The sequence below is a fragment of the Leisingera sp. ANG-M1 genome, assembly GCF_000813745.1.
Lineage (GTDB): Bacteria > Pseudomonadota > Alphaproteobacteria > Rhodobacterales > Rhodobacteraceae > Leisingera.
In genome coordinates this window covers 48,325-69,398 of sequence record NZ_JWLC01000005.1, presented here as the reverse complement: position 1 = coordinate 69,398, position 21,074 = coordinate 48,325, and the positions used below count along the sequence as shown (strand labels likewise).

The 21,074-nt window shown below is 62.6% G+C and carries 10 protein-coding genes; 3 read left to right on the top strand and 7 right to left on the bottom strand.

Features of this window, described 5'->3' with window-relative positions:
* Positions 1-341: 341 nt before the first annotated feature.
* Positions 342-1,013: a GntR family transcriptional regulator gene (locus tag RA19_RS02630; RefSeq protein WP_039159319.1), complete on the top strand. Its 672-nt coding sequence runs from the start codon at positions 342-344 to the stop codon at positions 1,011-1,013.
* A 388-nt stretch (positions 1,014-1,401) separates the two neighbouring features.
* Here the strand turns inward: RA19_RS02630 and RA19_RS02620 are convergent, their stop codons facing one another.
* From RA19_RS02620 to RA19_RS02605, 4 genes are all read right to left on the bottom strand, one after another.
* Positions 1,402-4,017 carry a TRAP transporter permease gene (locus RA19_RS02620; protein ID WP_039159315.1) on the bottom strand — a complete coding sequence of 872 codons (2,616 nt, stop codon included), beginning with the start codon at positions 4,015-4,017 and terminating at the stop codon, positions 1,402-1,404.
* A 48-nt stretch (positions 4,018-4,065) separates the two neighbouring features.
* On the bottom strand, positions 4,066-4,881 hold the full coding sequence (proC, locus tag RA19_RS02615; protein ID WP_039159313.1) for a pyrroline-5-carboxylate reductase: 816 nt from the start codon (positions 4,879-4,881) through the stop codon (positions 4,066-4,068).
* A 10-nt stretch (positions 4,882-4,891) separates the two neighbouring features.
* Positions 4,892-5,818, bottom strand: a complete 927-nt coding sequence (locus RA19_RS02610; protein ID WP_039159311.1) for an aminotransferase class IV — start codon at positions 5,816-5,818, stop codon at positions 4,892-4,894.
* A gap of 126 nt (positions 5,819-5,944) precedes the next feature.
* The gene (locus RA19_RS02605; protein WP_039159309.1) at positions 5,945-6,940 is read right to left on the bottom strand and encodes a TAXI family TRAP transporter solute-binding subunit; all 996 of its coding nucleotides are present in this window, start codon (positions 6,938-6,940) and stop codon (positions 5,945-5,947) included.
* Between the two features lie 600 nt (positions 6,941-7,540).
* Between RA19_RS02605 and RA19_RS26430 the strand changes: the two genes are divergently transcribed.
* Both RA19_RS26430 and RA19_RS25630 read left to right on the top strand, forming a co-directional pair.
* Positions 7,541-16,954 (top strand): Ig-like domain-containing protein, encoded by a 9,414-nt coding sequence (locus RA19_RS26430; protein WP_039159307.1) that lies wholly within the window; start codon positions 7,541-7,543, stop codon positions 16,952-16,954.
* A gap of 172 nt (positions 16,955-17,126) precedes the next feature.
* Positions 17,127-17,615 (top strand): helix-turn-helix transcriptional regulator, encoded by a 489-nt coding sequence (locus tag RA19_RS25630; RefSeq protein WP_193748210.1) that lies wholly within the window; start codon positions 17,127-17,129, stop codon positions 17,613-17,615.
* Positions 17,616-17,722: 107 nt separating this feature from the next.
* Here RA19_RS25630 and hisG read toward each other — a convergent pair whose 3' ends face one another.
* The 3 genes from hisG to hisS are packed head-to-tail and all read right to left on the bottom strand — an operon-like array spanning position 17,723 to position 20,996.
* Complete coding sequence (gene hisG, locus RA19_RS02590; RefSeq protein ID WP_039159305.1) at positions 17,723-18,421, bottom strand: ATP phosphoribosyltransferase; 699 nt, start codon at positions 18,419-18,421, stop codon at positions 17,723-17,725.
* Positions 18,418-19,506: an ATP phosphoribosyltransferase regulatory subunit gene (locus tag RA19_RS02585; protein WP_039159303.1), complete on the bottom strand. Its 1,089-nt coding sequence runs from the start codon at positions 19,504-19,506 to the stop codon at positions 18,418-18,420. The genes hisG and RA19_RS02585 overlap by 4 nt, the downstream gene beginning before the upstream one ends.
* Before the next feature lie 2 nt (positions 19,507-19,508).
* Positions 19,509-20,996: a histidine--tRNA ligase gene (gene hisS / locus RA19_RS02580; protein WP_039159301.1), complete on the bottom strand. Its 1,488-nt coding sequence runs from the start codon at positions 20,994-20,996 to the stop codon at positions 19,509-19,511.
* Between the last annotated feature and the right edge of the window lie 78 nt (positions 20,997-21,074).

Genomic DNA, 21,074 nt, shown 5'->3' with positions numbered 1-21,074 from the left:
CAATGCTCCGCCCTTTGTCGTTCAGGCGCTGGCCCTGGCATTAACCTTTATTTGGGCAGCACGTTCTCACACAGGTAAAGGTTGCCATAGTCCGCTCCATCCAGACGAACTGTTCGATTGCCCCGGCTCGAACATCCGCGTTGAGGCGGCGGCAGGCCGCCTGCGGTTATGCATTTTGAAACGAATCGGATAATCCGAACCCACCGATGGAATTGGGGCTAGGCACTTTGGCAGCTTCACCAAATCCGCCGCTCGGATTGCTGCATTGTCGACAAAGCACAGCCTATGATACAATCATCTTTGAATATCTCTTGCATCAGAACCGGGACGTTTCCTGACACATGCCGCTAGCCAATTTAAAGCCGATTGAGACCAGGACCCTGCGCGAACAGACCGTGGATGAGTTGAAAACCCTCATCATCTCCGGGCAGCTGGGCAAAGGGGAGCGGCTGACAGAAACCGGGCTGGCCAAGGCGCTGGGGATTAGCCGCGGCCCCTTGCGCGAGGCGATCCGGGATCTGGTGGAAATGGGGCTGCTGGTCAGCAAACCCTACACCGGGATCTTTGTGCGCGGCGTGACCAAGCGCGATATCGAGGAGCTTTATTCGCTGCGGCTGGCGCTTGAGAAATTTGCCTTTCAGGAATGCTGGGGCAAGCGAACCAAAGCCAATCTGGAGGACCTGCGGGCACGCAACCTCAGCCTGACCAGCGTGATTGACGATGGCTGCAGCCCGCAGGAGGCCATCGAGCGGGAGTTGGTGCTGCATAGCTGGTGCTACGAGGTTTCGGACCACTCGCTCCTGCAGAAAAGCTGGAGCCAGCTGCGGCCAAATCTGAGCTTTTATTTCACCATTCACCAGCAAGCCCATGCACGCTCCGGGCCGCAGCGCGATGCGCATGATAACTATGTGTCGCTGGCCTGCGGCGGTGATCTGGACGCGATGCTTGAGCACCTGACCCACCACATGCGCCAGGGCATGAAACAGGCACTGACCGCCCTGCCCGAGGAATAGGCAGGTGGCCAAGTGCGGCCCGCAATCCGCCCCTGCCCTGTCATCTCACGACATATACTGAGCATTGCGCGCGGCGCACCAACTGGGCGGAATTGGGCCCTTGCAGGCAATCCTGGCAGCCCGGTTTATGCGCCCCGATCACGTTCAGCCCGCAGCAGGTTGTCTCCACCACCTACAGGATCTGCTCATAGGCAGAACCGGTCGCCACGATCCTGCGCAGCTTCCGTTCCGGCTCTTCGCCCAGCAGGCCAGCGACCAGACCGCTAATCCGGATTCGGGCCTCTTCCGCGAGCCGGCCATGTTGGCCAGGCCTGCGGGACGGCCTCCTCCAGCGCTTGCTTGTCCTGATCGGGATGCAAAACATCAATCGCACAGTAAATGCATCTGGTCATGCCGGCACCTCCTCTGCCTGCCGCCGGGCACGGCGCTGCTGCATCAGGGCAATCAGGCCAAGCAGCAGAAGCGCCGGGAAATAGACCAGCTCCTTGGGCAGCCGGTCCGCCGTGATCAGTACCGATTTCACCACCACCGGATCATCGGCGTAGAAGTCGAACTTACTGAGCGGGCCAAAGAACGGGGTGCCGCCAAAGGGTTCCTCCAGCTTCACCTGGCCGTCCTCGGCCAGCAGCAAAAGACCCAGCTTGCCCAGCCGTTCGGCGCCCGAGGCCCCGGCAGGCACGTCGATCTTCACCGTCAGATCCTTCAGCTCCAGCGTGTCGAAATCCGGACCGTTCACCTCCACGCGGATCTCGTCGCCTTCCGCGGCCTCGCCCAGCAGCTGCTCCAGCATTGCCGCTTCGTGCTGCACAAAGGGCGGCTCGATCCGGTCATGGAAGAAATCCGGTCGGAACAGGGCAAAGGAAATCAGCACCAGCAGTAAGCTCTCATAGAGGCGGCTGCGGGTGATGAACCAGCCCATGGTGCCCGCAGTGAACACAAGAATGGCGATCGAGGCGATGATGAAGATGAAAAAGCCCTGCCACAGGGTGACATCAATCAGCAAAAGGTCGGTGTTGAAAATGAACACAAACGGCAGCGCCACGGTGCGCAAGCTGTAGAAGAACGCTGTGAAGCCGGTGCGGATCGCATCGCCGCCCGACACTGCGGCCGCGGCAAAGCTGGCCAGCCCCACCGGCGGGGTCACATCAGCCATGATGCCGAAGTAGAAGACAAACAGATGCACCGCGATCAGCGGCACCACCAGGCCGGCCTGGGCGCCAAGTTCGACCACCACAGCAGCTAGCAAGGAGCTCACAACAATATAGTTCGCCGTGGTCGGCAGCCCCATCCCTAAGAACAGCGACAGGAAACCGACCAACAGCAGCATCGCAATCAGGTTGCCGCCGGACAGGAACTCCACCAGATCCGCCATCACCTGGCCAACCCCTGTCAGGGTCACGGTGCCGACAATCACCCCGGCAGTGGCAGTGGCGAGGGCAATGCCCGTCATGTTGCGGGCCCCGTCGATCAGGCCGGCGACTACGTCCCGCAGTCCGCTGCGCAGCTGATCGCCGTAATCTAACTGGCCGCGCAGGAACGCCTTCAGCGGTTTCTGCGTCAGCAGGATGAAAAACAGCAGCATAGTGGCCCAGAAAGCCGAGAGGCCTGGCGATTTCTGCTCGATCATCAGGAAATAGACCAGCACGATGATCGGCAGCAGGTAATACAGCCCGCTCTTGTAGATCTCGGAGACCACCGGCAGACGGACTTCCCTGGCGTTGGGATCATCGGTCTCCAGATCCGGCTGCCGCGCGGCGATGGCCAGCAGGCCTGCATAGGCCAGCCCCAGCATCACCGGTAGGACCCAGCCCGCGCCCTCCGGCACCAGCGAGGTGACCATGGCAACCGGGTATTTCATCGCATAGCACAGCAGCGCAAAGCCCGCGAAGAAAGCAAACATGCCGCCGATGGTATGGGCCACCGGCACCGCCCGGCTGCCCAGCACCGGCATGTTCCGCTTCACCGCCTCCAGATGCACGATATAGACCAGCGCCACATAGGAAATCGCAGCCGGTACAAACGCGTGCGTGATCACTTGCACGTAAGGAATGCCGACATATTCCACCATCAGGAAGGCCGCAGCCCCCATCACCGGCGGCATGATCTGGCCGTTGACGGAACTCGCCACTTCGACCGAACCGGCCTGCTCCGAGGTGAAGCCCACCCGCTTCATCAGCGGGATGGTGAAAGTGCCGGTGGTCACCACGTTGGCAATCGACGAACCCGAAATCAGCCCTGTCGCTGCCGAGCCGACCACCGCCGCCTTGGCCGGGCCGCCGCGCAGATGGCCAAGCGCACCAAAGGCGAGCTTGATGAAATAGTTGCCTGCGCCCGCCTTCTCCAAGAGGGCGCCGAACAGGACAAAGAGGAAGACAAATTTAGTCGAAACGCTCAGCGGCAGGCCAAAGACGCCTTCGGAGGTGGTCCACAGATGGCTCATCGCTTTGGTCAGCGAGGCGCCCTTCCAGCGGATCACCTCGGGTACGTATTCCGAAGAGCCAAAGAAGATATAGGCCAGGAACACCGAGGCAATGACGGCCATTGCAGGCCCCAGCGCCCGGCGCGCGGCCTCGAACAGCAGCAACAGCCCGGCCAAGGCAACCAGCTTGTCGGTGTCATCGGCGATACCGCCGGCCCGGACGATCTTTTCGTAGAACAGATAGCCATAGATGGCCGCAAAGCCGCCCGCCAGCGCCAGCCCCCAATCCTGCAGCGGAACGTACCTGCGCGGGCTGGACTTGAACGCAGGATAAGCCAGAAACGCCAGAAAGATGGCAAAGGTAAGATGGAACTGGCGTGAGTTGTTGATCACATCAGCGGGCAGCAGGTGGTTCACTACCGGCGACGCCAGTATCACCTGGAACAGCGACCAGGTGACGGCCGTCACCGCCATCAATGTGCCGACCGCTCCGGCCGGGCTGCGCGCGCCCGCATCGGACGAGGCCACCAGCTCCTGCAGCTGCGCCTCGGTGAATTCGCGGGTCTCTACGGTGTCCTTTACCACGTCAGCCTCCCCTGTTTGGCTTGGGCCATGCCCCTGCGCGGCGGCCCGTCAGGGGCCGGCTGCCAGTTCAACCGACCTGGCTTTTGCCGCTTCAACGGTCTTTTGGATCAGATCGGCAATTCCGTTTTGCTCTTGCTGGAGCACCGCCAGCCCGGCCGCCGTGGTGCCATTGGACGAAGTCACTTGGCGGCGCAGTTCTCTCGGCTCTTCGCCGGTCTGCGCCATCAGCTGGCCCGAGCCCGCCACCATCGCCACCGCCAGCCCGCGCGCCATGTCCGCGCTCAATCCCGCGGCCTGGCCGGCAGAGATCAGCGCCTCGGTCATCGCAAAGACATAGGCCGGGCCGGAGCCGGACAGCGCCGTGACCGCATGCATTTGCTCTTCGTTATCGAGCAGAACCACCTGGCCCGCGGCACGCATCAGCGCCTCCGCCAGCGGCATCTGCGCCCGCGCGGCGGCATTGCCAACAATGCCGCTGACGCCTTGGCCAATGGCGGCCGGCGTATTGGGCATCGCCCGCACCACCGGCGTGCCTGCGCCCAGCATGTCCTCAAAGGCAGAGATCATCGTGCCCGCGGCAATCGACAAAAACAGCGTTCTGCCGCCGCCGAAGCCCTTCAGCCCCGGCACTGCGTCCTGCATGATCTGCGGCTTGGTGGCGATCACCGCCACATCCGGCGCCTGCTGAGGCGGCTGGTTCAGCACCAGTCCTTGTTCCGCCAGCCCCAGCAGCCAGTTCGAGGGGTGCGGGTCGATCACCGACACCTGCGAAGGCTTCAGCCCCGCCTCCAGCCAGCCGCGCAGCAGCGCACTGCCCATCTTGCCGCAGCCAACCAGCAGCAGCGTCCCGATAGTCTCTAGCATGTCAGGATCCTCAGCCTGCGGTGTTCCCGCGGACCAGCTCCTTGTAGAGCTCCTGCAGCCGCGCCATCACAGGACGTTCGCCATTACCGATGGTTTTGCCGTCGATTGAGGCCACTGGCGTCTGCGCTCCGAAAGTGCCGGTCAGAAACGCCTCGTCCGCACCATAGGCCTCATACAGCGAGTAGTTCTTCTCAAACACCGGGATGCCATCCTGGCGGCACAGGTCGATTACTTTCTGGCGGGTCACCCCGTTCATGCAATAATCGCCGGTCGAGGTCCAAACCGCGCCGCGGCGCACGATGAAGAAATTGCAGGCGTTGGTGGTGTTCACAAAGCCATTGGGATCCAGCATCAGCGCCTCGTCAGCACCGGCCTGCTCAGCCTGCAGGCAGGCAATCACGCAGTTCAGCTTGGAATGGCTGTTGTATTTCGCATCCTGGCTCATCGGCAGCCCGCGCACCTGAGGCACCGTGGCCAGGCGGATGCCCGCGCTGTGCAGGCTGGATTTCGGCTTGGAGTGCTCGACGATGATCACGATGGTCGGACCGAACCGCGACAGACCGGGGTGCTGGAACGGCTTGGCCTTGCGGCCGCGGCTGATCATCAGCCGGCAATGGGCGTCGCTGGTCATGCCATTGGCCGCCGCGGTGCGGTTCATCGCCTCCAGCAGCTCCTCCTTGGTCAGGCCGATGTCGATCGAGACAGATTTGCAGCTGTTGTAGAGCCGGTCCATGTGCTCGTCGAAAAAGGCCCATTTGCCGTTATAGAGCCGCAGGCCTTCCCACATGCCGTCGCCCAGCATGAAGCCCGAGTCATAGACCGACACCTTGGCCTCGTCCCGGTGCACGATGTCACCGTTCACATAGATCTTGATATCGCGGTTGCGGATATCTTCTTCGGCGTCATGGGTGGAGTGGCTGTGGGCAGCTTCAGACATTGGACTCATCGCTCTATTGATGGCGGAAAGGGTGAATGCCCGCCCGCAAGCGGGCATTCCTGGAAGCGGGGGCCGGAAGGCCTCTCCCTTCGGTACCGGGGCCGGTGGAAGCCCCGGGCACTGCTCTTACTTGATCAGGCCGGCTTCGCGGTAATACCGCTCGGCGCCCGGGTGCAGCGGCGCGGTCAGGCCCTGGGAGACCATCAGCTGCTTGTCCAGGTTGGCAAACGACGGGTGCATCCCCTTGAAGGTATCGAAGTTGTCGAAAACCGCTTTGACCATCTGATAGACAACCTCGTCGTCAATCTCAGCCGAGGTCACGAAAGTAGCCGACAGGCCATAGGACGGCACGCCTTCATCGACACCGCGGTACAGCCCGCCGGGAATCGTCACATGGCCCAGGAAGGACTTGCTTTCGACCAGCTTGTCGACGGCTTCGCCCACAACCGGAATGATGTTGATATCGCAGGTGGTGGCAGCCTCCAGCACGTTGGCGACCGGGTTGCCCGCGACCATCAGGAAGGCGTCGATGTTGCCGTCGCACAGCGCCGCCGACTGCTCGGCCGATTTCAGCTCCGTCACCAGACCGAAATCGCTGTGGCTCCAGCCCAGCGCATCGACCAGAACATCGGCGGTGGCGCGGGTACCGGAGCCCGGATTGCCCAGGTTCACGGTCTTGCCTTTCAGGTCATCCAGTTTCTGGATGCCGGTGTCCTGGCGCGCGGCGATGATCACCGTGTCGGGATGCAGCGAGAACACCGAGCGCAGATCGGGGTTGGCGCCGTCTTCTTCAAACACGCTGGAACCGTGGTAGGCATGGAACTGCCAGTCCGACTGCACCGTGCCCATTTCCAGCTCGCCCGCGCGGATGGTCTTGAGGTTGTAGACCGAGCCGCCGGTGCTTTCGACCGAGCAGCGGATGCCGTGATCCTTGCGTCCCTTGTTGACCAGCCGGCAAATACCGCCGCCAACAGCATAATAGATGCCGGTAACACCGGCGGTGCCAATTGTCAGAAAGGTTTCTTCTGCCATTGCCGCTCCGGGCGCAGCCAGACCTGCTGCCAGCACCGCCGCCGTGGCCCGGCGCCTGAGATTCGCGCCGAATTTTCTGTTTTTCTTCATGTTTTCCTCCTCTTGGTGGCGCAAGCCAGATTACCTTGCGGTTGTCACCCTTGGTGCAGCATGGGCGTTCTATCACAATACTGTTGGATTGTCGACAATATAACATTCCGGCAGAAAACTGTACCCGCGGTGGATGGCGCCAGCCTTGGATTGCAGTTTTCGGACGGACTGAAACCGGCGGGGTGTGCTGGATGCAGTTCTTGCGGGAAACCATTCACCGGCTTGGCGAAGCTGACTTGGGAATGGCGAGGCAATGTTTTTTGGCGGCTTGCCTGCCCCCTCACATGGCGGCCCGCTTAATGCCGGTCCCGGCGATTAAGGGGCGCTCACCCCGGCATATATCCAAGGTTTATGCCCTTCACGCCAAAGGTTTATGCCTGCTGGCCTTGGGTTTATTGCCGTCCGCCCCCTGCCCGTGCCAATCAGGGATGCGGCCTGAAAGAGCCGCTGTTGCCGTCTTTGAGACCGGCACGAGGCAGAGAAACAGGCCGGGCTGATCATGTGTCGGGGCGCTCTTCGGGGCGCCTTTTCCGCCTGTCCGCCGGCAGCCTCGGGAACCAGGCGGCACCTGCGGGCGCTGCAGAGCGCGGGAGAGCACGGGTGGTAAAGACGATCACGGCGGACGCCGAGGCCTTCACGGTTTACGAGGCCTATTTCCGGGCAGCGGAATCCGGCAACACACCGGTTCTGGATCTTGGCGACGCCGGGTTTTACGGCAGCAGCGGCGCGGGGCTGACAGCAGCGGAACTGCAGCAGGAGAACATCAGCCTCTCCGCGGCGCTGATTGCCGGGGACAAGGGGGTCGGATCCGCCAATCCGCTGACCGTGGAGGGTGTCAGCCAGATCGCTGACGCGCTGCTGGCCCAGGTCAATGAGGTTTCCGGACTGACTGCCCAGTCCGACGCAAATTTCACGGAAGCCGAGCTTGACGCGCGGGCGGAACAGCTGTCCGCCGACATGCTGGCAGAGTTCCAGACGCAGATCTCGGCGAACCCATCGGTTGCCGTCTATCTGCCCAGCACGCCCGAGGAAGAGGTCCAATTCAACCGCGGAGTGGCAAACGCGATTAAGGATCTGGCGGATGCGCGGTCCTTTTTCCAGAAGATTGCGGCAGGAGACACGAGCCCCGAAGTGATCGGGCTGACTGTCGCGGCTGCGGTCAAAACGGCAACGTCGATCCTCGCCGTACTGCCGCTGCCGCCGGCTGCAAAGGCCGTCGTCAACATCGTGAACTTTGCGTCCTACTTGGCGCCTGGCATTGCGGCGGCGGTAAAAGGCGATGGCGATCCGGCAACGCTTCTGACCATTGCGGTTCAAATGGCTGCCTCGGTTCTGACCTGGGGGGCTTCGGACTATTTCTTTGATTACATTGCCCCGGTCATCATTTCAGCAGCGGCCAATGCCGAAATGGGCGCCAACGGGCTGATTGACCTGTCTCCGACAGCGATTTCGCAGGGGCTGGTCGAGGCGGCGGTGCATGACAACGGCGGCACCCTGCCCGACTGGTGGTACAGCGCCACCGGCAGCAGTAACAACAATGGCACCTTTGACCGGGCCGTTGCAATTGCTGATGCCTATGGAGGGTTTGAAAGCACCAGCTTCATGGCCGGGTTGTCGGCGCAGCTCCGGGCGCAATACGGCAGTTACGGAAAATATTATCAGGAGCTGACGCTGAATCTGGACGCGAACCTGGGCGCGACACGGTATTATTTTGCGTTCAACGGAATTTGGGAAACCAGGCCGTTCTTTACAGCATCAAACGTCATTTTTCCCGGCGTCGACCCGAACACGACCAACCCCTGGGACCTTATTCACGTCAACAACGCGCCGACTGCAATCAATGGCGGGCTGTATATTCTCGAAAAGGACACGGCGGCCTTTACCACCAGCGACAACGTGGACACCGTTTTTGCGCCCGCAGGCAGGCCGGTCAATCTGCTGGGCGGCAACGACACCTTCAACTTTGCCGAGGACGCAGGCGGCGGCACCGGTGTCAGCCCCTACTATCAGACAGTCACTGCAGGGCTGATCGACGGCGGTGCGGGCTTTGACACTATGAGCACGCTGGGGCTGACCGAAGGCAACGCGGACGGCTACACCGGCGACATCGTGATCGACCATAACACGGTGCGCTATGTGGCTGGTCCGTTCTACGGCTTGGATGCCTCGAACTTCCGCACCATTGCCACCCATCGGAATTTCGAAGAATTCCACGTCACAAACCTGCGCCTGTTTGACATGCGCCAGTCGGCTTACGCAGTGAAACTGTCGGCGGAGGATGCATTTGACAGCGTGTCCGTGTCGCATGTCTACGGCTCTGCCTATGACGACACCCTGATCATCGACACCAGCCGCAGCGTGACCGCCCGGGTTACGCTCTGGCAAGGGGAGGTGACCTCGATCAGCTATGGGGACACCAGCGCTCGGTTTGTGGCGGTGGATGCCGGTGCCGGGCACGACTATGTGGCCGGCGAGCTGGTCAACGGGGCGTCTTACCAGGGCGGCACAGGAATTGACACATTCGAGATCCTGGCACCGGACGTGAACCGGGCGCCGGAACCGGGAGTTATTGCCAACACCTATTTCGTGACTTCGCTGGACCTGGAGAGCGGCGCAACCTGGATGCGCACCCATGCGGTGGGCAATTCGATCCATTACTGGATTACCGAGCCGCACTACGACGTTCTGGTCCATACCGACACCACTGCCACCGTGCAGGGCTTCGAATGGGCTGTCGGCAGCCAGTATCACGACATCATCTATGCGCTGAATTCCGGCTCCCGCATCCGTGGCCAGGCGGGCAATGATACGTTGCACGGGCGCGGCGGTCACGATCAGCTGTACGGCGGCGATGGCCACGACTCGCTGCTGGGCGGCGGCGGCGTGGACCGGCTGCAGGGCGGCGCGGGCCATGACACGCTCGACGGCGGTGCAGGCCAGGACGTCCTCATGGGCGGCAGCGGCAATGACAGCATCACAGACTTGCAGGGCGCAAACCTGATTGCAGGCGGTGCGGGCAACGACAAAATTACCACCGGCAGTGCCAGCGACACCATCAGCGCAGGCGCCGGGCTGGACGTTGTTTCTGCCGGTGCAGGCGACGATATCGTCACCGATATTTGGAGCGGAGGCGACTTCAACCTGGGCTTCGACTTTTCAATTTACGAGTATATTTACCAGAATGCCGTCCTGGACGGCGGCGCGGGCTATGATGTTCTGACCGTGGACGTCAGCGGCGCGTCCTTGCTCTACACCGATCTGGCAACGTTCCAGTCCGCCAGCTTCTCCTATGACTTCGTAACCGGTTTCCGCGACGTGGACCCTCACACGGGCCGGGTGCGGACAACCGAATATCTGAACTTCGAGGAGATCCACCTGACCGGCGGCAATATCACCGTCGACCTGGTGGACTGGGCGGATTTCGAGCCCGACTTCTGGCCGTCGATTGCGGGCCATACCATCAACAACGCAATCGGCACTGGCAGCGGCAATGACAATGTGGCGCTGGGGGCAGGCAACGACACCTATTACGCGGGCCTAGGCAACGACACACTTGCAGGGGAAAGCGGTTACGACACCCTCGACTACAGCCGCCTGGACGCAGCCTATTCCCTTGATTTCTCCGGTCTGGATTCCAATGGCAATGGCACCATCCGGCTTCTGAACAGCGACGGCACGCTGGCCGCCACCGATACGGTTTCCGGCTTTGAGGCGATCACCGGCACTGCCAATGGCGAGGTGATCTCACTGGATGCAGGCGATAACGCGCTGCGCGGCGGTGGCGGCAACGACACGCTGCGCGGCGGCGCCGGCAATGACCGCTTCCTGTTCGGCCTGAACGACGGCGCCGATGTGCTGGCAGATGCGGTAATCGGCGATGTGCTGGTGTTCGAAGGCCCGGACGGAAGCAGCGCGCCGTCGCTGGTGCGCAGCGGCAGCGACGGAAACTACACCTACACCGTCACCTTCGGCAGCACCACGGCCGTCTTTACGTCGCCCGGCCTGCTGGACCTGAATTCCGCGTCCTCCAGCACTGGCGGCGTGACCACCTGGGAGATGACCGTGGTGGACGGCACGCTGGTGGCCCGCGACGACAGCGGCGCAGCCTTCAACACGGATGAGGACACGGTCCTCACCACCGGCGACGTGCTGGCCAATGACACCGACCCGGGCATCGCAAATGTGCAAATCGTGTCTTTTGACGCGGTATCTGCCCATGGCGCAACGGTCACGCGGGTGCCGGGCACCGGCCAGTTCACCTATGACCCGGCCGATATCTTTGACGGGCTGATCGACGGGCAATCGGCCACCGACAGCTTCACCTACACGGTATCGGACGGCACCACGACAACCACAGCCACCGTCACCATCAATATCGCGGGCTTCACCGACAACCCGGTGGCTTATGCCGACTCTGTCAGCACGAACGAGGATACGGCGCTTACCTTCGATGCTTTGGCCAACGACCTGGACCCCGGCGCGCAGGATGCGGTTGTCAGCCAGTTCGACAGCACCGGCACCGGCGGCGGCACCGTGGCCTACAATGGCAATGGCACGTTCACTTATACTCCTGGCGATGCCTTCAACAGCCTGAAGGCAGGGGAGACCGGCACCGACACCTTTACCTATACGCTGGATGACGGGCGCTATGCCTCCACCACCACCGTCACCGTGACGGTGACCGGTGTGGATGATCCCTTCACCGCCCAGGACGACAGCCGGGTGGTACTGGAGGATCAGGTCCTGACGCTGGACGTGCTGGCCAATGACATCGACCCGGATGGCGATCCGGTGAGCCTGGTCAGTGTTGGAACCCCCAACGTGGGCACCGCCGAGATCGTCAATGGGCAGATCGTCTATACCCCGCAGCTGAACTACAACGGGCCGGTGACCTTCACCTATGACGCGACGGATGGGGTGAGCACTCAGACCGCTACAGTGTCGCTGAACTATGTGGCGGTGGATGACGCGCCGACCATCGTGAATGACACGGTGACCGCAACCATCGGCCGCGGGCCGGTTGAAATTGATGTGCTGGCCAATGATTTCGATCCCGAAGGCGGTGAGCTGACAATCTGGGGCGCGCACGCCTGGTCCTCCGGGGCCGGGGCGGTGCAGATGGTCGATAACAAGGTTGTCTGGACCCCGGCGTCGCACCTTGGGCCGGGAACGTACCAGCTGTATTACGGAATCCGGGACGACGCCGGGCATGTTGGCTATGGCGGGCAGATCGACGTCACGCTGGTGAACGAGACACCGCCGAACGTCTTTAACTTTTCGCTGCTGGGTTACGAGGATCAGCCCTCGACCTTTAATCCGACGCTGTTTCAGGACGTGAACGGCGACGCGCTGTCGGTGGTCAGCATCCAGACCGATGTGCCGAATGTCACCATCGTCGATAATGGCGACGGCTCCTACACCGCTACCCCCGATCCGAACTTCGTTGGAACCGTCTATCTGAACGTGACCGTCACCGACGGCCTGCACGAGGTGAGCTATGTGCAGGGGCTGATCTTCAACAATACGCCGGACGCGCCAACCATGGTGGACGACGTGTTCCGCACCACGCCGGACCAGGCCTTTGCCATCCATACCTCGGAACTGCTGGCCAACGACTATGATATCGACGGAGCGCTGACCGGCTGGATTGTTTCGGTCGGGAATGGTGTTGACGGCACCATTTCAGGATATGCCGGCGAGAGCACCACGCGGGATCACCCCCATTCCGGTCACCCGGCAGTCTTTCCCGGAGCAAGCGCAATTCTGGATTCGCGCGCTGGCGGCCACGTCACCTATACGCCGGATGCCGGGTTCCATGGGATCTCCACATTTGAATATATTTTCTATGATAACAATGCGCTAGCGCTCGAGACCGGCCGTGCCACTGTCTATGTCGACAATGATGTGGCTGCTGCGGACGACAGCGCCACCACGGCTGAGGATACGGCGGTTGTCATCAATGTCCTGGCCAACGACAGCGATGCCGATGGCGATACTATGGTGGTTCACAAAGTGGACCAGCCTGCCAATGGCACCGCCGAAGTGCTGGCCGACGGCAGCATCCGCTATACGCCCGATGCCAATTTCAACGGCACCGAGACGATCACCTATTACGTGGGGTCGCAGTATCAGCCGGAAAGCGCGGCCAGTACCGCGACAATCACCATCACAGTGACGCCGGTGACCGATCCCGTCACGGCGGTGGATGACACCATCACCACCGCAGAAGATCAGCAGGTTGTGCTGGATCTGACGGCGAACGACGTCAACCCTGAGGGCTTCAGCGGTGCGGTTCTGTCAGTCGGCACACCATCTCACGGCGCCATCGTGCAAAAGGGTCAGACCTTCGCCTATGTGCCGGACGCCAATTTCAACGGCACCGACAGTTTTACCTACACCCGCGAAGACGGGCTGGGCGGCACAACCACGGCAACCGTCAAGGTCAATGTTTCCGCGGTCAATGACGCGCCGGTGGCAAATGCCGACAGCGTAACAGTCGCCGAGGACGGCAGCCTGACCTTTGATCCGCGCGGCAATGACAGCGATCCGGAAGGCACCGCGCTCAGCATCACCAGCCTGGGCACGCCTGCGCATGGCACGGCGCAGATCAACGCAGATGGCACCGTCACTTACGTGCCGGATGCGGACTTTTTTGGCAGCGACAGCTTCACCTATGAGGTGAGCGACGGCGAGCTGACCTCGGCGGCCACCATCACCGTGACGGTGCAGCCGGTGCAGGATGCGCCGGTCGCGGTGACCGACAGCGCAGCCACGGCCGAAGACACCGCGGTGGTTATCAATGTTGCAGCAAACGACAGCGACCCCGATGGCCAAGCCCTGACAGTGACTGCCGTCACCGGTGCCGCCAACGGCCAAGCGCAGTTCAGCGGCGGCCAGATCACCTATACGCCGGATGCGGATTTCAATGGATCCGAGCAGATCACCTATACCGTCTCGGACGGAAATGGCGGCACTGCCACGGCAACTGTCCAGATCACCGTGACACCGGTGAATGACGCGCCAGTGGTGGTGAACGACACCTCCAGCGCGGTGCAGAGCGCCACCCAGACGCTGGCGCCGCTGGCCAATGACAGCGATGTGGATGGACCGCAGCTAAGCATCACCGAACTGAATGGCACCGCGTTGCAGCCGGGGCAGTTCGTGAGCCTCGCCAGCGGCGCGCTGGTGTTCCTGAACGGCGACGGCAGCGTCAGCTTCTTCCCGGGCGGCAATTACGACCACCTGGCGCTTGATGAAACGGCTGTTGAAACCGTTAGCTACACGGTCTCGGACGGTGCGGGCGGCACCTCGACCGGCTCGATCCAGTTCACCGTGACCGGCATCAATGACGCACCGGTCATCACGCCGGACACTGCCACGACTGAGGAAGACACCGCCCTGACGGTGAATGTTCTGGGCAACGCTCAGGATGCCGAGGGTAATGCCTTGAGCCTGACAGGCGTCGCCTACCCGGCCAATGGTACGGTGAGCTTCAGCGCAGATGGCACTATCACATACACTCCAAACCCGGACTTCTCCGGGGTTGAGCAGATCACTTATTCGGTTGGCGACGCTCTCGGTGCGGTCAATACGGGCACGCTGACGGTCACCGTCACCCCAGTGAACGACCTCCCCCAGGCAGTGGACGATACAGCTTCGACCAGCGAGGATACCGCCGTCACTATCGACGTTCTGGCCAACGACAGCGACGTGGAAACCGCCAATCTGCTGATCACCGGTACGGGGCAAGGGGCAAATGGCACGGTGGAAATCGTGAACGGCCGGCTGGTTTATACGCCCAACGCCGATTTCAACGGCACGGACACGTTTACCTACACGGTCAGCGACGGCCAGGGCGGCACCGCCCAAGCGGCGGTGACGGTCGCTGTGGCAGCTGTGAATGACGCCCCCGTGGCAGCCGATGATGCCGCCACCACCAGCGAAGACAGCCCGGTCACCCTGGCGCCGCTGGCCAATGACAGCGATACCGAAGGCAGCGCTCTGGCCATCACCGCGCTGGACGGCACGCCGGTGGCCGCAGGCGGCAGCGTCACCCTCGCCAGCGGCGCGGTTGTCACGCTGAACGGCGACGGCACCGTGACCTTCGATCCCAACGGCGCCTTTGACTGGCTGCCTGCAGGCGCTGCTCCGGCAGTGGTTCAGGTGCCCTACAGCTTTGCGGACACCAATGGGCTGACCGCCTCGGGGATGATCGAAATCACCATGACGGGGGTGAATGACCCGGCAGTGGTCTCAGGCCGTCTGAGCGCTGCTCTGTCCGAGGACAGCCCGGGAGCCAGCGGCCAAATCGCCGTTGCCGACCCCGACGGCCCGGCCCAGATGGCAGCGGCCAGCTATACCGGCATCTACGGCAGCCTCAGCCTGGCCGCTGACGGCAGCTGGACCTATACCCGCACCGCCGCGCTGGACCACCTGGAGCCAGGACAGAGCGTCATTGACAGTTTTGCCCTGGCAGCTGCGGACGGCACACCTGCCGTCCTGGACATCACCATCGAGGGCAGGCTCGACCATCTTTCCATCACCGGCACCGCTGCGGGCGAAACCCTGGCGGGCGGCACCGGCAACGACACCCTCACCGGGCTGGGCGGAGATGATACCATCGCAGGCGGTGAAGGCTTCGACTATGCCGCCTACCTGGGCAACAGCGATGAGTTTGCCTTTGACTTTACTGCGGATGGCAGCGGCGTCACGGTGACCGATACCAATCCGCAGGACGGGCTGGATGAAGGCCAAGACCTGCTGCTGGAAGGCACCGATGCCATCATTTTCGCAGACGGCGCCGTTGCCAGCCTCACATGGGACGGAGGACAGGCCGAGTCGCTGGTGCTGCGGGCAAACGGGCAGGTCATTCAACGGCTGAACAACCAGCCGAACGGGGTCGAAGTGGCCAGCGTCTTTGAAAACGGCGTCCGGGTTTCCGATGTCTCGACGGATACCAGCAGCCAGGGCGGCGCGCCCTGGTCCTCGCGCGAGCGGTTCTACAATGCCGATGGCAAGGTCGTGCGTGTCAATCTGACGATGGATGACGGCACTGTCCGCTCCGCGGTCAACATCTACAGCGGCGGCGTCAAGACGGGACGGGTCACCACTGACGGCACCGGCGCCGAAAGCAGCGCCCCCTGGAGCAGCCAGACCCGCACTTTCGACGCCGAGGGCAACATCCTGCAGACGGACACCGTGTTTGATGACGGAACCATCCGATCCACCGTCAACAGCTATAGCGGCGGCATCAGAACCGGGCGGGTCACCACTGACGGCACAGGTGCTGAAAGCGGCACACCATGGAGCACCCTCTCCCGCAGCTTTGACGCAAACGGCGACATTCTGCAGACGGACACCGTTTTTGACGACGGCACCACCCGCTCCACCGTCAACACCTACAGCGGCGGGGTCAGAACCGGTCGGGTGAGCACTGACGGCACCGGCGCTGAGAGCGGCACGCCGTGGCAGACACTCTCCCGCACTTTCGATGCCGAGGGCAACATTCTGCAAACGGATGTGGTCTATGACGATGGCACCACGCGCTCTACCGTCAACACCTACAGCGGCGGCGTCCGAACCAGCCGGGTCACCACCGACGGCACCGGCGACGCAAGCGGAACCCCATGGAGCAGCATCACCCGCACATTCGATGCCCAAGGCAATGTTCTGCGGACGGACGTGGTCTATGACGACGGAACCACCCGTTCCGCCCTGGACAGCTATAGCAATGGCGTGAGAACCGGCCGTGTCACCACCGATGGCACCGGCGCGCAAAGCAGCGCTCCCTGGAGCAGGATCGAACGCACGTTCGACGCCCGCGGCGTTCTGGAACAGCAGATCAACTACTGGGACAACGGCGACCGCAGCACGCTGCTCTATGAATCCGGCGTGCTCACCACCCGGATTCTGGAGGACTTGAACGGCGATCAGCCATTTGACAGCAAGACCACCTCATTTGCGCCCGACGGCTCTGTCACTGACATCTCCTATGTCTGGGATGTGATCGGCTAGTCCCCGCCCCGCCGCTCCCTGCACCCCCCCCAGCGGGTTTGCAAAAGATGTGCGCTATCTGCGCATTTTTCCGTGAGTTCCGATTGCGGCCAGGCAGCAGGGATGTGTATTAGACTCATCTCCGGCGTGCTGCCGGCTGGCCGCGCGTGGGAGCTGAGAAGAACTGCAGATGATGAACAATGGCAGCAAGGTAAAGACGGCTTTCCTGATCATTGCCGTCTGTGCGGTTCTTATGCTGATCGAAGGGGCAATCGAATTTGCCGAGCCTGAGTGGTGGGAAGATTGGGAGAGCTACCATTTTCTGGAGCTTCTGGTCACCGGAGGCCTTCTTTGCGCCGTGGGGTTCCTGAGCGTGGAAGTCCGCGCCATGCGGCAGGCGGCCGATTCGATGGCCGAGAAACTCAAGGCTGCATCCGGCTCATTCAACAAGCTTCTGGAAGCACATTACGACACCTGGGAGCTCACCAGGTCGGAGCGTGAAGTGGCCAGGCTGGTGCTCAAGGGCTGCTCCAACGCCGAAATCGCGGAGATCCGCAATTCGGCCATCGGCACCGTCAAGGCGCAAACCCATTCCATCTATGCCAAATCCGGGCTGTCGGGAAAAAACCAGCTGATGAGCTTTCTGCTGGAAGAACTGACGGACGGGAACACCCTGACCTAAGCTTCCGCAGCAGCCAGCAAGGGCACCGCTCCCGCCCCCTTCAGAGGCATCAAAGATGCCCCGGAAGGCGTTGGGCGCGGCCCGCGCTGGCGCGCGGGCGGCTTCGCTTACTTCTTGCCTTCCAGCAGGTCCAGCAGCGTGTTCAGCGCCGCCTTTTCATCCGCTGCGTATTTCGCCACCCGGCTGCGCCACAGGGTTGCCTGAGACTTCAGCACCAGACCGTCGCTCAACAGTTTCAGGTGGTTGGCGCGCAGCGTTTCGCCGGTCGAAGTGATATCGGCCACCATTTCGGCGGTCTCGTTTTTCACCGTGCCCTCAGTGGCGCCCTGGCTGTCGACCAGCTGGTAATCCGCCACCCCGGCATCGGTCAGGAACTCCCGCACCAGCCGGTGGTACTTGGTTGCGATCCGCAGGCGGTGGCCGTGCTGCACACGGAAGGCCGAAGCTGCCGCATCCAGATCGTCCAGCGTATCCACATCGATCCAGAACTGCGGCACCGCCAGGATCAGGTCGGCATGGCCAAAGCCCATCTCTGCCAGGCCTTCCACCTGCTGCTCGAAGCGCGGCAGCTTCTCCTGCACCAGATCGGTGCCGGTGACGCCCAGATGGATCCGCCCCGCTGCCAGCTCGCGCGGGATCTCTCCGGCGGACAGCAGCACCAGCTCCATGTTCGACACGCCTTCGACTGCGCCGGCATATTCCCGGTCAGAGCCGGTGCGCGACAGGGTCACGCTGCGCTTGGCGAACCAATCAAAGGTCTTCTCCATCAGCCGCCCCTTGGACGGCACCCCCAGCTTCAAGGTCATGCCCGGGCCTCCTCAAGCTGCAGCATCAGGTCGGGACGGATGACGCCCCCCACGGCTGGGATCTCTTCGCCGTCTCCCAGCTGCCGGGTCAGCGCATCATAGCGTCCGCCGCTCGCAACCGGTGTCAGGTCCGGGCGTGCTTCGGCATAGAAGCCAAAGACAAACCCATCGTAGTATTCCATCGAGGTGCGCCCGTAAGAGGCTTCGAAGTCCAGGTTCTCGACATCCACACCGCGCGCCTTCATCGCCGCGGTGCGCGCATCCAGCCGGTCCAGCGCCGGGTTGATCTGCGGCAGATCCACCGCGATGTCGCGCATCTGTTCAGTGGCAAAGGGCACGGTCTCGCGCACAGCCATCAGCGCCTCCAGCGCCAGCAGCTCATTCTCGGCAATCGGCGGCGCCTTGGCATCCTCGCGCAGCGCTTCAATGCGCGCCTGCACTTCCGACGCCCGGCGCTTGCCGATCTCCACCGCAGACCCGGTCAGATCGCCCTCAGTCTCCAGCAGCTTCTTGCGGCTTTCGGGCAGCGGCGCCCGGCCCGCAAACCGGTCCAGCAAGGCACGGAACCGCCGCGGCCGCCAGATATGGCGCATCAGCGCCGCCTTGCGCTTCCCCGTGGTGTTCAGACCCTGAACTGCCGCCATCAGAATGCCGATGTCGCCGGTCGCCGCCCGCAAGGGCAGCCCGCGCACCTGCAAGGCAAAGAGCGAGAAAACCTCGGCATCCGCAGCGGCAGGATCGTCGCGCTCAAACACCTCATAACCGACCTGCAGGTATTCATTCGGCCGGTCCGGATCCATTTCCTGGCGGCGGAACACCTCGCCCGAGTAGGTATAACGTGCCGGCTCGGCGCCATGGCGCATATGCGCCTCCACCACCGGCACGGTGAAATCCGGGCGCAGCATCTGCTCGCCGCGCAGCGCATCGGTGGTCACATAGGCGCGGGCACGGATGTCTTCGCCGTACAGATCCAGCAAAGTGCCCGCCGGCTGCAGCAAAGGCGTATCCACCACCTGCCCGCCCGCGGCCTCGAAGCGGACCCGCAGCATTGCTGCGCGGGCCTGAATGTCAGAACGAAGCGCCATGATCAGCCCTGCCCGTCCAGGATTTCGCGCACCTTGGCAACCAGTTCAGTGCGCGGCACCTCAAACTGGCTGGGGCGTTCTTTCCACTCTTCCAGCGTCGCGCTTTCGGCGATCTTGGCGCCCAGGATCAAGTCCTTGATCTGCACCACGCCGTTGGCTTTCTCGTCGCCGCCCTCAATCACGGCGACCGGAGAGTTCCGCTTGTCCGCATATTTCAGCTGGTTGCCGAAGTTCTTGGGGTTGCCCAGATAGACCTCGGCCCGGATGCCCGCATTGCGCAGCTCGGCCACCATCGCCTGATAATCCGCCATCCGGTCCCGGTCCATCACGGTCACAACCACGGGACCAGTCGCCTCAGCGCTCAAGCGCCCCTTGGCATGCAGCGCCGCCAGCAGCCGGTCGACACCGACCGACACACCCACCGCAGGCACTTCCTGCCCGGTGAAACGCTTCACCAAGCCATCATAGCGCCCGCCGCCCGAGACCGATCCGAACTGCCGCTTGCGGCCCTTCTCGTCCAGGATCTCAAAGGTCAGCTCCGCCTCAAACACCGGCCCGGTGTAATAGCCAAGCCCGCGCACGACAGAAGGATCAATTTCAATCCGGTCCTTGCCATAGCCGCCCGCAGCCAGCAGCTCGCCGATCTGCTCCAGCTCGGCAATGCCCTCCTGGCCCACCTTGCTGTCGCCTACAGCCGCACGCAGGTTCGAGATAGTGCCCGCCGCATCTGCCGCCTTGGAGGTCAGGAAGGCCAGCACCGGCGCCGCCTGATCGTCGCTCAGGCCAACGCCATCAATATATGCGCCAGACGCATCCAGGCGCCCCTTGCCGAGCAGTTCGCGCACACCGCTTTCGCCGACCTTATCAAATTTGTCGATGGTGCGCAGAACATTGTCTTTGGCCGCCTGGTCCTCGCCAAGCCCCATGACTTCAAGCACGCCATTCAAGACTTTGCGGTTGTTGACCCGCACCAGGTAATCGCCGCGCGGGATGCCGACGGTTTCCAGCGTGTCGGACAGCATCGCGCAGATCTCCGCGTCAGCAGCCATCGAAGCGGTACCCACGGTATCCGCATCGCACTGATAGAACTGGCGGAAGCGCCCCGGTCCCGGCTTCTCGTTGCGCCAGACCGGCCCCATCGCATAGCGGCGGTAAGGCGTCGGCAAATCGTTGCGGTGCTGGGCATAGACCCGCGCCAAGGGCGCCGTCAGGTCATAGCGCAGCGCCATCCAGTCGCCATTGCCGTCGTCCTCAGTCTCCTGCCAGGCAAACACACCCTCGTTCGGGCGGTCCACATCGGGCAGGAATTTGCCCAGCGCTTCAACGGTTTCCACCGCCGAACTTTCCAGCGCCTCGAACCCGTAATGATGATACACACCCGCGATGGCCCGCAGCATCTCGCTGCGCTGGGTCACCTCCGCACCGAAATAGTCACGGAACCCCTTCGGCGTCTGCGCCTTGGGGCGGGGCTGTTTCTTCACTTTGGCCATCTGAGGCCTCCTCACGGGTAGCGGTTTCACTCGCGTGGCGGTCTAACGGAAGCGGGTCACAACGGCAAGACAGAGCCG